Genomic DNA, 11,741 nt, shown 5'->3' with positions numbered 1-11,741 from the left:
CGACCGCGCCCGCCGCCTCCCCTCGACCTCACGACCCCGACCAGGAAGTCCCGTCACATGCCCTCGATCGACCAGATCTCCGGAACCGTCGACCCGGCCACGCAGGCCGCCGCGATGGCCGCCGCCAGCGCCGGCCGCGCCCCGAAGCAGACCATGGACAGCGAGATCTTCATGAAGCTGCTCGTCACGCAGCTGAAGAACCAGGACCCGTCGTCGCCGATGGACACGAACGCGATGATCTCGCAGACCACCCAGCTCGCGATGATGGAGCAGGTCACGAACCAGACCACCACCGCGAACGAGGGCTTCTCGCTGCAGATGCGCATCGCGGCCTCGAACCTCGTCGGCCAGCAGGTCAGCTACACCGGAGCCGACGGCAAGAGCGTCACCGGCACCGCGACCAGCGTCTCCTTCGCCGACTCGGTGCCCAAGGTCACCGTCGCCGGCAAGGAGGTCGCCCTCGACCTCATCTCGGGCATCACCGCGCCGACCTCCCCGACCGCTCCCACCGCCCCGTAGCTCCCCGCACCACACCGGCTGCAGGACGCGACCGGTCTCCCCGCGCAGGACGCGCCTCCCTCATGCTCCCTGAAAGGCAGCTGCCATGCTCCGCTCCCTCTACTCCGGCATCTCGGGCCTCCGTTCGCACCAGACGATGCTCGACGTGACCGGCAACAACATCGCCAACGTCAACACCGCGGGCTTCAAGGCCTCGACCACGCAGTTCCAGGACACCCTGTCGCAGATGACCCAGGGCGCCGGCGGGCCGCAGACCGGCATCGGCGGCACCAACCCCGCCCAGGTCGGCCTCGGCGTGCAGGTCGCGGGCATCTCGACCAACTTCGCGCAGGGCTCGGCCCAGGCCACCGGCAAGGCGACCGACCTGATGATCTCGGGCGACGGCTTCTTCGTCACCCGCCTCGGCAACGACACCCTCTACACGCGCGCCGGCGCGTTCGACTTCGACGCCGACGGCCGCCTCGTGTCGGCCGACGGCAAGATCGTGCAGGGCTACTCGGCCGCGGACGGCGTCGTGAACGACGGCGGCGCCATCGGCGACATCACGCTGCCCCTCAACGGCGCGGCCCCCGCCACGGCGACCACCGCCGCGAATGTGGCCGGCAACCTCCCCTCCGAGACCGCCGTCGGCTCGACGCTGACGCGCGACACGAAGGTGTACGACGCATTCGGCACGGAGAAGACCCTGACGCTGTCGTTCACGCGCACGGCGGGCGGCTGGAACGTCGTCGGCACCGACGGCTCGGGCGCGGGCGGCAACACGACCCTCGCCTTCCAGGACGGCGCGCAGGTCGGCGCCGGCTCGATGGTCGTCGACGGCATCACCGTCGACCTGTCGAAGATCACCGGCTTCGCGCAGCTCAACACCGTCGCGGTCACCGACCAGAACGGCCGCGAGGCGGGCACGCTGCAGGGCTTCACCCTCTCGAAGGACGGCACGCTGGTCGGCCAGTTCAGCAACGGCGAGTCGCTCGCCCTCGGCCGCATCGCGCTCGCCACCTTCACCAACCCCGGCGGCCTCGAGAAGGCGGGGGCGTCGGGCTACCGCGCCACGGCCAACTCGGGCGGCGCCGCGCTCGGCATCCCCGGCTCGCCCGGCGTCGGCTCGCTCTCGAGCGGCACGCTCGAGATGAGCAACGTCGACCTCTCGCAGGAGTTCACCAACCTGATCGTCGCGCAGCGCGGCTTCCAGGCGAACGCCCGCATCATCACCACCTCCGACGAGGTGCTGCAGGAGCTCACGAACCTCAAGCGCTAGCTCGACGCGCGCCGCGCCGCGCCTGCTCGGCCCGGACGAACCCCGTTCCGTTCACTGCACCCCGTTCTGCCGGGGTTCGGTGAACGGAACGGGGTTCTTCGCGGTGCGGAGGCCTGCACGCGCCGAGTGGTCACGATCTGCGGTCCGAGAGGCCGGCGAGCAGCAGATCGTGACCACTCGACGCCCCGACCGGCGGGGTACGCGGGAGCGGGCCTCCCAGGGCCCGGTGCGTAGACAAGGGAGATGAGCACGGGGACGGAGGCGCACCGCACGCCGCCCGCCCCCCGTCCCGGCCCAGGCCCCGGCCCAGGCCTCAGCCTCGACGCCGCTCCGGAAGCCCGACCCGCGCCGACCACCAGCGCCCTCGCGACGGCCCTCCGCCTCCTCGCCGTCTACGCCCTGGCGCGCCTGCTCAGCACGGCGCTGCTCGCTGTGACGTACGGCCTGACCGCGACCTCGAGCTGGGCGCAGCACGACGGCGGACCCGGCTTCGCGGGCTACCTCTCGTCGTGGGACGCGCGCTTCTACGCCGAGATCTCCGAGCGCGGCTACCCGACGCAGCTGCCGCGGAACGACGACGGCCAGGTCGTCAAGAACGCATGGGCGTTCATGCCGCTGTTCCCCGCGGTGGTGAAGCTCGTCGCGCCGGTGGTCGGCGGCAGCTGGCTGGTCGGCGCGCTCGTCGTCGCGACGCTCGCCGGGGCGGGCGCGACGCTGGTGCTCCACCGGCTGATGCTGCGGCGCTTCGGGGCCCGCGCCTCCTTCTGGGGCGCCGTCTTCTTCACGGTCTCGCCGATGTCGTTCGTGCTGCAGGTGCCCTACGCCGAGAGCCTGTTCCTGCTGCTGATGTTCGCGGCGCTGCTCGCGATGACGGCTCGGCGGTGGCTCTGGTTCGCGGTCTTCGGGGTGCTGGCGTCGTTCGCGCACCCGGGGGCCCTCGCGCTGTCGGCGGCGCTCGGCCTGACCTGGCTCGTGCGGCTCGTGCGCCGCGAGCGGGAGCCGGTCACCGAGCACGTGCGCATCTGGGCGGCGGGCCTCGTCGTCACGGCGGCCGGCTTCGCCTGGCCGGTCGTCGTCGCGCTCGTCACGGGCGAGCGCGACGGCTACTTCGCCACGGAGTCGTCGTGGTGGCGCGACTACATCGGGTCGGACGGCTTCGTGCCGTTCACGCCGTGGTTCCGGTTCGGGGCGGCGATGGGCGGGTGGCTCGGGGTGGTCGCGGCGGCGGCGCTGATCGCCGTCCTGGCCGTCGGACTCGTGCGGCGGTCGGGTCGCCTGGGGCTCGAGCTGCAGACGTACACGATCGGCTACGTCGCCTACCTGGTGGCGGTGTTCCTGCCGCAGCAGAGCAGCTTCCGCATGCTGCTGCCGCTGTCGCCGCTCTTCGCCGACGCGCAGCTGTCGGTCACGAGGAGGCGCGTGGTCGTCACGATCGTCGCCAGCGTCGTGCTCCAGGCCGTCGCGGTCGTGCTCCTCTGGACGCTCTGGGCGCCCTAGGGCGCGAGGGTGCCCCGCGGCTCACGTCCGCCCGAGGTACCGCCCCTGCTTGTGGTTCAGCGCGAGCACGAGGTTGAGCACGACGGCGCCCGCGGCCGAGACGAGCACGACCCAGGGCGAGACGACGGTCAGCGAGAACAGCACGATGGCGACGTCGATCACCATCTGCACGTAGCCCGCACGCCAGCCGACCTTCTCCTGGAGGATCAGCGCGAGGATGTTGATGCCGCCGAGGCTCGCCCCGTGGCGGAAGAGGATGAGCAGGCCGACGCCCACGAGCAGGTTGCCGCCGAGGGTGCCGTAGACGGGGTTCAGCTCGTCGATGCCGAGGGCGACCGGGTGCAGGTACGAGAAGGCCGAGACCATCGCGACGGTCATCACGGTGCGCAGCGTGAAGCCCACGCCCTTCTTCCAGAGCGCGAGGGCGAAGAACGGCACGTTGACGAGCAGGAAGAGCAGGCCGAACGACAGGCCGGTCGCGTAGCTGACCAGCAGGGCGAGGCCTGCGGTGCCGCCCGAGACCGAGCCGCTCTCCTTCAGCAGGAACAGCCCGAAGGAGGCGATGAAGACGCCCGTCACCACCCCCATCACGTTCTCGGCGAGCGTGTGCTTGTTGGCGTCGACCGTCACGGAGTTCTCGGTCAGGGCCGGGTCGTCGACGAGCGGGGTCGCCGTGTCGGGCGACAGCGCGGCGTCCGGCCCGGTCGACTCGGGCGTCGACCAGGTCGGCGTCGCACCGGTGGGCGTGGTCGCGCCGTCGGCAGCGTTCTCGGCGGCGGCGTTCTCGGCGGTGGGGGAGGAGGGACGGGCGACAGGGGTGGCGTCGCGCGTGCCGTCGTTCGCGGGGGTGTCGGTCACCGGGACATCCTGCCAGCCCGCCCGTGCCTCCTCGCCCTCGCCCGGGTGGTCGCTCGGCTGAGGGCGTGCGTCGTTCTGCGTGAGCGCCCTCAGTCGCGCGTGAGCAGGGAGTTGACGTAACGGTTGAGGCTGACGCCCTGACGAGCTGCGGCGATGGTCAAGCCGCGGTGCACGTCCGGCGTCGTCCTCAGACGGAACTCGCCGCTGAAGCGTCGCTCTCCGAACGGTGTCGGGACGTCTTCGCCGGAGGCGACGAGATCGTCGACGACGTCGGCCACGAGGCCGCGGAGCCCGGTCAGGGCTGCGTCTTGGTCGGCGTCGAGCCACGAGAGCGACGGGAACTCCGCCACCGTGGCGGCGTACTCCTGGTCCTCCGCAGACCAGGCCACCGCGTAGCTGTAGTGCCGCACCTCGGGGGTGTCGAGAACGATGCTCATCGTGACTCCATCTCGTCGATCGCTGCGAGTACCTGCTTGACCTGGTAGGCCTTCGCTCTGCCGGCATCGTCCTGGATGTTGACCCGAGGGTCTCCTCGCCAGGGTGTCCGGTAGATCGCGTGGCTGCCGCCCCTGCGTCGAGGGGGACCGAAGACGCCGTCGCAGACCTTCTCGAGGTCGGTGAACCTGACGTCGACGGGGTTGCGCCGCATGCTCTCGACGATCCTCCGCAACGAAGCCTTCATCTCGATGGTCCCATCTGTGGCACCACTAGGCAAGGATCGCGATGACGGCGATCACCCCGAGGACCACAGGAGTCGCGATCAGCGCCACGAGGGCGGGGCGGTGCAGCAGGGCGGGCACCGACCCCGGGGCCATCCCGTGCGCCTCCTTCCCGGTGAGGCGCTGCTCGGCCGGCACGACCGTGACGCCGGAGCGGGCGGCGACGTCGCCGAGCACCGCGCCGTCGAAGTAGGCGCCGCTGAGGCCGACGCGTTCGCCGCCCGGGCCGACGACCCCCAGCCACGGGATGCCCTGGACGCCCTGGGTCATCACGCAGAGCAGGCCGCGCTGCCGCCCGTCGAGCGCCACCGTGCTCGTGCGGCCGAGACGGCGGTAGCTCACCGACGTCGGCGTGACCGTGACCGTGGCGGTCCGCAGGAACACCGCGAAGCCGACCCCGGCCACGGCGAGGGCGACCACCACGGCGACGAGGCCCGACGGGCCCGAACGCACCGCCACGAACAGCATCGCGGCCCCGAAGATGAGGGCGCGCGTCTTCGCCGAGACCCAGAACGCCGCCCAGGTCGGCCGGTGCACGACGACGTCGGGCGTCGCTCCGGGAGTGAGGGGCGTGGGGGAGGGGTGCGAGTGGCTCACAGTTGCCTTCTTCCGACGGGTCACGACTGATATGTGCCACACACCATACCGATCGGTCGGTCTCCGCCGCGACCGCGGGCATCGAGGTGCCCCGTCCTGGGCCCGCGACGCCTCGGAGGGCCCAGGACGGGGCACCTCGGCGCGCGTCCGCCGAAGTGCGGACACCGCGGCGGCCGCCGCCTAACGGCGGCCCGCCCCCGGCCGATAGTCCCCCCTGAGCAGCTCAGGACGAGCGCTCGCTCGCCCCACGGACGGTGGCGGGAGAACACAGACCTAGGACGGGCCGATGATCGTCGTCACGCGACTCAACGACAGCAGATTCGCTGTCAACCCAGACTTGATCGAGCGGATCCACGAGACGCCCGACACGACGCTGATCATGGTCGACGGGGCGAAGTACATCGTCACCGAGCCCATGGCCGAGGTGATCGAGATGATCGCCCGCTACCGCGCCCGCATCGTCGCCATCGCCTACGACGAGCCGCACGCCGCCGCCCCCGCGACGCAGCCCCTCGGCTCGCGCACGTCGACCGGCCCGCAGCTCGGCATCGTCCGTGGCTCGAGCGGCTCCGGCCTCGTCTCGCCCTTCCCCACGGCCGCGGCCCCGACGGCCACCGCCGCCCCCGCGACCACCACCCTGGAGCGTTGACGTGGACCCCGCGACGATAATCGGCATCCTGCTCGCCTTCGGTGCCCTCTTCGGCATGATCAAGCTCGAGGGCGTCCACGTCGAGGGCCTGCTGCTGCCGGCCCCGATGCTCCTCGTCTTCGGCGCCACCATCGCGGTCGGCATCGCCGGCACGACGATCAAGGACGCGCTGCTCAGCTTCAAGAAGATCCCGCACGCGTTCACCGGCAAGGTGATCCCGCCGCAGTCGGTCATCGACGAGATCGTGGCGCTCGCCGAGAAGGCGCGCAGCGAGGGCCTGCTCTCGCTCGAGGCCGAGGCCGAGAAGTCGACCGACCAGTTCATGAAGGGCGCGCTGCAGAACATCGCCGACGGCACCGACGGCGAGGAGCTCCGCATCCTGCTCGAGGACGAGATGGAGTCCCGCCTCGCCGCCGACCGCACCGCGAGCAAGTTCTTCAACAGCCTCGGCGGCTACGCCCCGACCGTGGGCATCATCGGCACCGTCGTCAGCCTCACCCACGTGCTCGAGAACCTGGCGTCGCCCGACGAGCTCGGCCCGCTGATCGCGGCGGCCTTCGTCGCGACCCTCTGGGGCCTCCTCAGCGCGAACTTCCTCTGGCTGCCGTTCGCCGGCCGCCTCAAGAAGCTCGCCGACCTCGACGAGGCGCGCATGACGCTGCTGATCGAGGGCGTCCTGGCCGTCCAGGCGGGCAGCCAGCCGCGCCTCCTCGGCGAGCGCCTCAAGGCCATGGTGCCGACCCACGCGCTGACCGACGCCAAGGGCAAGGGCGGCGCCAAGGGGGCGAAGGCGAAGGCCGGCGCCGACGACCAGGGGCTCGCGGCGTGAGCGGCAGCCGCGGCGGGCGGAAGAAGAAGACCCACGCCGAGGAGGAGCACCCCGACGAGCGCTGGCTCGCCTCGTACATGGACATGGTCACCGTGCTGATGTGCATGTTCATCGTGCTGTTCGCGATGTCGAGCGTCGACCAGGACAAGTACATCGCGCTCCGCAACTCGCTCGCGACGGGCTTCGGCCAGACCGACGTCGGCAAGGTCGACAGCGCCTCGGGCACCGTGGTGCCGGCGAGCGACGTGACGGAGGAGGGCGAGGGCTACTCCGAGGGCGACGAGACCGACATGAGCAAGGCGGCAGCGTCGGGCGAGGCCCAGACCGCCGAGCAGGCGGCCGCGGCGCAGGCCCTGGCGCAGTCCGAGCTCGACGACCTGACCGCCATCAAGGAGGCCATCGCCGGCAACCTCGAGGGCTCCGGCCTCAGCGCCGACGTGCAGTTCGCGACCGACGCCCGCGGCCTGACCGTGCGGCTCGTCGGCTCCGAGACGTTCTTCGGCACGAACAGCGCCGACCTCAGCGGCGAGGCGACCCGGGTGATGGACGCGATCGCGCCCGTGCTCCGCGACAGCTCGCACGACGTCTCGGTCGAGGGCCACGCCGACCAGCGCAGCTCGACGGCGCCGTTCGCCACGAACTGGGAGCTCTCGTCGGCCCGGGCGACGCAGGTGCTCCGCGACCTCGTCGAGCGCGGCGGCCTGCCGGTCGAGCACGCCCAGGCCGTCGGCTTCGGCTCGTCGCGCCCGCTCGTGCAGGGCAGCACCGACGCCGACCTCGCGGCGAACCGCCGGGTCGACATCGTCGTGCTCTCCAACCAGAGCGACGACGTCAGCGCCCTGCTGCCGAAGCTCGAGCAGGCGGCCGAGGCAGCGGGAGGCGCGGTGACCGCGGGCAGGAACCCCGAGCCGGTCGCGCCCGCGGCCCCCGCGGAGGCCGCCGCGGCCCCGACGGAGAAGAAGGACGAGAAGAAGTCCGAGAAGAGCGAGAAGAAGGAGGAGTCGCACGACGAGGGGGCCCAGTCCGGGGGGCACTGACGACGCGCCTCTAACGCGGTGACGGCACGGGCCGATAGGTCCGTCCGTGACCCTCCTCGACCCCGCCGTGACGAGCGCGCCCGCGTCGGCGCCCGCCGCCCCCGCGCCCGCCGCCGGGCCGGTCGCCCGGTCGGCGCGCCAGGTCGAGGTCTACGACTTCCGCCGCCCGACGACGCTCGCCCGCGAGCACTCGCGGGTGCTCGAGCTCGCCTTCGACACCTTCGCGCGCCAGTGGGGCACGCAGCTGACCGCCAAGGTCCGCGTGCTCTCGCAGGTCACCTGCGAGCACGTGCAGATGCTGACCTACGACGAGTACGCCTCGTCGCTGCCGGCCACGACGGCGATGGTGCTCTGCCCGCTCGAGGGCATCGGCCCCAAGGCGGTCGTGCAGTTCCCGACCTCGGCCGCCCTCGGCTGGGTCAGCCACATGCTCGGCGCCTCGAAGCCGCACGCGATGCCCGACCGCACCTTCTCGCCCGTCGAGCAGGCCCTCGTGCGCCGCCTGATGGAGGACGCGCTCGACGACCTCCGCTACTCGTTCGGCTCGCTGCTGGTCGACGCGGTCTCGGTCGGCGGCTTCCAGTACAACTCGCAGTTCGCCCAGGCGGCGCAGAAGTCCGACCTGATGATCGTCGCGACGTTCGAGATCCGCGTCGGCGAGCGCACCGCCCTCGGCACCGTGGCCATCCCGGCCGAGGTGCTGCTGCCCCAGCTCGGCGAGTCGAACCCGACGGTCGGCGCCGCGGACGCCCGTCGCCTGCTCGGCGCGCAGCTGGCCGCCGTGCCGGTGGGCGTCGCGCTCCAGCTGGCCCCCGCCTCCGTCCGCCCCGGCGTCGTGCTGGGCCTCGCCGTCGGCGACCTGCTGCCCCTGCCGCACCCGCGCTCGCGACCGCTCGAGATCACCGTCGACGGCCAGTCCGTCGGCCGTGCCGCCGTCGGGGCCAACGGCTCCCGCCTCGCGGGCATCGTCGTCTCCACCTCCCTGACCGGCACCGAAGAAGGAACCTCATGACCGGCACGACCATCACCCTGCACACCGCCGCGGCGGAGGCGCTCGTCTCCGTGCTGCCGACGCCGTCGCCGCTCCGTGCCGTGCCGCTCGAGGCCGTCGTCGCCCAGGGCCGCCGCACGGCCGCGTCGAGCGTCGTCATGACCTCGTTCGTCGGCGCCGTCTCGGCCGACACCGCGCTCGTGCTCGTCGACATGGAGCAGCTGACCGCCGCCGCCGGCACCGACTCGCCCCTCGTCTCCGTCGGCGACGTGCTCCGCCCCGCCCTCGAGGCCGCCACCGGCGTGCTCGGCGTGGGCGTGCTCGGCGAGAGCCGCCGCGAGCCCGCCGACGCGCTCCTCGCCGACCCCGACACGGTGGTCTTCGACCTGACCGCCGCGGGGCAGCCCGCCGGCTGGTTCGCGATCCGCATCCGCGAAGGCGGCACCGTGGGGTCGAGCCCGGCCCGCGCCTCCTCGTCGCCCCTGTTCGACTCCGTCGCCGGCAACCTCGGCCGCATCAACAACGTCGAGATGGCCCTCACGGTCGAGATCGGCCGCACCCGCATGTCGGTGCGCGACGTGCTCGGCCTCGAGCCCGGCGCCGTCATCGAGCTCGACCGCTCGGCCGGCGCCCCCGCCGACGTGCTGCTCAACGGCCGCCTGATCGCGCACGGCGAGGTCGTCGTCGTCGACCAGGACTACGCCGTCCGCATCACCAAGATCCTCGACGTCGCCGACGGCCTGGTCTGACCGGTGGACACGCTCTTCGTCGCGCTGCGCGTCGCCCTCTCGCTGGGCGTCGTGCTCGCCCTGCTGTGGGTGCTGCAGAAGCGCCTCGTCAAGGGCGTCCGGGGCTCCGGCAAGTCGGCCGCCCCGGTCACCGTCGTCGCCCGTCAGGGCCTCGGCGCCAAGGCCAGCGTCGTCGTCGTCGACGTCGAGGGCGAGCGCCTCGTGCTCGGCGTCACCGAGTCGTCGGTCACGGTCCTCTCGGCCGCCGAGGTGCCCGGCCCCGCGCCGCTGGCGCTGGTGCCGGCCCCGGTCGCGCCCGTGACGGCCCCGCAGGAGGCGCGGGTCACCCCGATCGCCCCCCTCACCGCCCCGGCCCCCGCCGTGGTGCCCGCGCCCGCGCCCATGTCGTTCGAGGCCGTCCTCGCCACCCAGCCCCCGCTGCCCGTGGCCGCCGTCCCGGCCGCGTCGGCCGCCGCCGCCGCCGCACAGGCCCCCGTCGCCGTCGCCCCGGCCCCCGAGCTCCTCCGCCCCCGCGGCGCCGCCCGCCGCGCCGCGACCGTCGCCTCCGCGTCGGCCACCGCCGCCCGCGCCCCGCGCGACCCGCGAGAGCGCCGCCGCGGCCGTGCCTCGACCCCGCTCGAGGGCTCGATCCTCGCCCCCGGCACGTGGCGCCAGGCGGCCGCGGCCCTGCGGGCCGGACGCGCCGGATGACCCGCGCCTCCCTCGCCCGCCCGACCCGCGCCTCCTTCGGCTCCGCGCTCGTCGCGCGGCTCGCCCCGACGCTGCACGACGGCCTGCGCGGCCGTGCCCTCGCCGGCGGGCCCACCCGCCGCAGCAGCTTCGTCTCGATCGACGCCGCGCCCGTGCGCTTCGCCGACACCCGCCTCGCCCGCGCGGTCGTCGTCGGCCTGCTGGCGATGGTCGTGGCCTCGGCCCTGCTGATGCTGATCGGCCAGAGCGCCAGCGCCGCCCCGGCGCCCGCCCCCGTCTCGCCGGTGGCGCCGGTCGACCCGACCGCGCCCGCCGTCGGCAGCACCGACGGCACCGCCGGCACGACCCCCACCGACTACACCGACACCGACCAGACCGTCACCGACGGCACCGGCACGGGCGGCCTCGACATCGACATCACCGGCCCCGACGGCACGCCCAGCCAGGCGGTCGTCACGCTGATCGGCATCACGCTGCTGAGCGTGGCACCGGCGCTGCTGCTGATGATGACGTCGTTCACGAAGATCTTCGTCGTGCTGGCGATGACCCGCAACGCGCTCGCGCTGCCGTCGATCCCGCCGAACCAGGTGCTCGCGGGCCTCGCGCTCTTCCTGAGCCTGTTCATCATGGCGCCGATCCTGGGGCACATCAACGACGACGCCGTGCAGCCCTACCTCTCGGGCCAGCTCGACCTGCAGGGCGCGATCGACGCCGGCTCGGCGCCGCTCCGCGAGTTCATGCTGGCGCACACCCGCGAGGAGGACCTCGCGCTGATGACCCGCTCGGCCGACCAGCCGAACCCCGCCGACCAGACCGACGTGCCGATGCTCACGCTCATCCCGTCGTTCATGATCAGCGAGCTGCGCGCCGCCTTCATCATCGGCTTCGTCATCTTCATCCCCTTCCTCGTCATCGACCTCGTCGTCAGCGCCGCGCTGATGTCGATGGGCATGATGATGCTCCCGCCGGTGATGATCTCGCTCCCCTTCAAGATCCTGCTGTTCGTGCTCGTCGACGGCTGGGGCCTCATCATCACGAGCCTGATCGAGAGCTACCAGGTGGGCAGCTGATGGACTCCAACGCCGTCCTCGACCTGTCGATGCAGGCGCTGATCATCACGGGCAAGCTCGCCGCCCCCGTGCTGATCACCTCCCTCGTCGTCGGCTTCGCGATCTCGCTCCTGCAGTCGATCACCCAGATCCAGGAGGTCACCCTCTCGTTCGTGCCGAAGGCCGTGGCGGTGGGAGTCGCCCTCATCGTCTGCGGGCACTGGATGATCTCCGAGATGGTCTCGTTCACGACGGCCGTCTTCGACCGCATCCCGCAGCTCCTCAGCGGCGGCTAGGCC

At 72.6% G+C, this 11,741-nt stretch carries 15 protein-coding genes; 11 read left to right on the top strand and 4 right to left on the bottom strand.

Features of this window, described 5'->3' with window-relative positions; translation table 11 throughout:
• The first annotated feature begins 57 nt into the window (after nt 1–57).
• The 3 genes from F1C15_RS07705 (at nt 58) to F1C15_RS07695 (ending at nt 3,274) form a co-directional block, all read left to right on the top strand.
• A complete protein-coding gene (locus tag F1C15_RS07705) occupies nt 58–519 on the top strand; it encodes a flagellar hook assembly protein FlgD (RefSeq protein WP_167260438.1) in 462 nt (153 codons plus the stop codon).
• Nucleotides 520–604: 85 nt separating this feature from the next.
• Nucleotides 605–1,777: a flagellar hook protein FlgE gene (locus F1C15_RS07700; protein WP_056057496.1), complete on the top strand. Its 1,173-nt coding sequence runs from the start codon at nt 605–607 to the stop codon at nt 1,775–1,777.
• Nucleotides 1,778–2,020: 243 nt separating this feature from the next.
• A complete protein-coding gene (locus F1C15_RS07695; protein WP_185230418.1) occupies nt 2,021–3,274 on the top strand; it encodes a mannosyltransferase family protein in 1,254 nt (417 codons plus the stop codon).
• A 21-nt stretch (nt 3,275–3,295) separates the two neighbouring features.
• Here F1C15_RS07695 and F1C15_RS07690 read toward each other — a convergent pair whose 3' ends face one another.
• The 4 genes from F1C15_RS07690 to F1C15_RS07675 form a co-directional block, all read right to left on the bottom strand.
• Nucleotides 3,296–3,919 (bottom strand): YitT family protein, encoded by a 624-nt coding sequence (locus tag F1C15_RS07690; protein ID WP_255465588.1) that lies wholly within the window; start codon nt 3,917–3,919, stop codon nt 3,296–3,298.
• A 302-nt stretch (nt 3,920–4,221) separates the two neighbouring features.
• Nucleotides 4,222–4,569 (bottom strand): type II toxin-antitoxin system HicB family antitoxin, encoded by a 348-nt coding sequence (locus tag F1C15_RS07685; protein ID WP_056057490.1) that lies wholly within the window; start codon nt 4,567–4,569, stop codon nt 4,222–4,224.
• On the bottom strand, nt 4,566–4,781 hold the full coding sequence (locus tag F1C15_RS07680; protein WP_192126680.1) for a toxin HicA: 216 nt from the start codon (nt 4,779–4,781) through the stop codon (nt 4,566–4,568). The genes F1C15_RS07685 and F1C15_RS07680 overlap by 4 nt, the downstream gene beginning before the upstream one ends.
• A gap of 58 nt (nt 4,782–4,839) precedes the next feature.
• Nucleotides 4,840–5,448 (bottom strand): hypothetical protein, encoded by a 609-nt coding sequence (locus F1C15_RS07675; RefSeq protein ID WP_185230416.1) that lies wholly within the window; start codon nt 5,446–5,448, stop codon nt 4,840–4,842.
• Between the two features lie 286 nt (nt 5,449–5,734).
• Here F1C15_RS07675 and F1C15_RS07670 point away from each other — a divergent pair, with 286 nt between their 5' ends.
• The 8 genes from F1C15_RS07670 (at nt 5,735) to fliQ (ending at nt 11,738) form a co-directional block, all read left to right on the top strand.
• Nucleotides 5,735–6,097: a flagellar FlbD family protein gene (locus tag F1C15_RS07670; protein ID WP_185230414.1), complete on the top strand. Its 363-nt coding sequence runs from the start codon at nt 5,735–5,737 to the stop codon at nt 6,095–6,097.
• A gap of 1 nt (nt 6,098) precedes the next feature.
• Nucleotides 6,099–6,926, top strand: coding sequence for a motility protein A (locus F1C15_RS07665; RefSeq protein WP_056057484.1), 828 nt, complete (start codon nt 6,099–6,101; stop codon nt 6,924–6,926).
• Nucleotides 6,923–7,963, top strand: a complete 1,041-nt coding sequence (locus tag F1C15_RS07660; RefSeq protein ID WP_185233910.1) for a flagellar motor protein MotB — start codon at nt 6,923–6,925, stop codon at nt 7,961–7,963. The genes F1C15_RS07665 and F1C15_RS07660 overlap by 4 nt, the downstream gene beginning before the upstream one ends.
• A gap of 46 nt (nt 7,964–8,009) precedes the next feature.
• Nucleotides 8,010–8,975 (top strand): flagellar motor switch protein FliM, encoded by a 966-nt coding sequence (locus F1C15_RS07655; protein ID WP_255465546.1) that lies wholly within the window; start codon nt 8,010–8,012, stop codon nt 8,973–8,975.
• Nucleotides 8,972–9,703 (top strand): flagellar motor switch protein FliN, encoded by a 732-nt coding sequence (fliN, locus tag F1C15_RS07650; protein ID WP_056057482.1) that lies wholly within the window; start codon nt 8,972–8,974, stop codon nt 9,701–9,703. The genes F1C15_RS07655 and fliN overlap by 4 nt, the downstream gene beginning before the upstream one ends.
• Before the next feature lie 3 nt (nt 9,704–9,706).
• Nucleotides 9,707–10,393 (top strand): flagellar biosynthetic protein FliO, encoded by a 687-nt coding sequence (locus tag F1C15_RS16145; RefSeq protein WP_056057477.1) that lies wholly within the window; start codon nt 9,707–9,709, stop codon nt 10,391–10,393.
• 206 nt (nt 10,394–10,599) lie between these two features.
• Nucleotides 10,600–11,463, top strand: a complete 864-nt coding sequence (gene fliP, locus F1C15_RS07640; RefSeq protein ID WP_235491331.1) for a flagellar type III secretion system pore protein FliP — start codon at nt 10,600–10,602, stop codon at nt 11,461–11,463.
• Nucleotides 11,463–11,738 carry a flagellar biosynthesis protein FliQ gene (gene fliQ, locus F1C15_RS07635; RefSeq protein WP_056057474.1) on the top strand — a complete coding sequence of 92 codons (276 nt, stop codon included), beginning with the start codon at nt 11,463–11,465 and terminating at the stop codon, nt 11,736–11,738. Before fliP ends, fliQ begins: the two co-directional genes overlap by 1 nt.
• Nucleotides 11,739–11,741 lie beyond the last annotated feature (3 nt).

This window comes from Frigoribacterium sp. NBH87 (assembly GCF_014217665.1).
In the GTDB taxonomy this organism is placed as follows: Bacteria; Actinomycetota; Actinomycetes; order Actinomycetales; family Microbacteriaceae; genus Frigoribacterium; species Frigoribacterium endophyticum.
Note: the sequence above shows the minus strand (reverse complement) of the source record. Positions and strands in the feature narration are given on the sequence as shown.

What these genes read in the sequence shown, in the direction of transcription:
- fliN (WP_056057482.1), top strand. Translation starts at nt 8,972, where the DNA reads ATGACCGGCACGACCATCACCCTGCACACCGCCGCGGCGGAGGCGCTC.
- F1C15_RS07680 (WP_192126680.1), bottom strand. Translation starts at nt 4,781, where the DNA reads ATGCGGCGCAACCCCGTCGACGTCAGGTTCACCGACCTCGAGAAGGTC.
- F1C15_RS07705 (WP_167260438.1), top strand. Translation starts at nt 58, where the DNA reads ATGCCCTCGATCGACCAGATCTCCGGAACCGTCGACCCGGCCACGCAG.
- F1C15_RS07685 (WP_056057490.1), bottom strand. Translation starts at nt 4,569, where the DNA reads ATGAGCATCGTTCTCGACACCCCCGAGGTGCGGCACTACAGCTACGCG.
- fliQ (WP_056057474.1), top strand. Translation starts at nt 11,463, where the DNA reads ATGGACTCCAACGCCGTCCTCGACCTGTCGATGCAGGCGCTGATCATC.
- F1C15_RS07700 (WP_056057496.1), top strand. Translation starts at nt 605, where the DNA reads ATGCTCCGCTCCCTCTACTCCGGCATCTCGGGCCTCCGTTCGCACCAG.
- fliP (WP_235491331.1), top strand. Translation starts at nt 10,600, where the DNA reads ATGGTCGTGGCCTCGGCCCTGCTGATGCTGATCGGCCAGAGCGCCAGC.
- F1C15_RS07695 (WP_185230418.1), top strand. Translation starts at nt 2,021, where the DNA reads ATGAGCACGGGGACGGAGGCGCACCGCACGCCGCCCGCCCCCCGTCCC.
- F1C15_RS07670 (WP_185230414.1), top strand. Translation starts at nt 5,735, where the DNA reads ATGATCGTCGTCACGCGACTCAACGACAGCAGATTCGCTGTCAACCCA.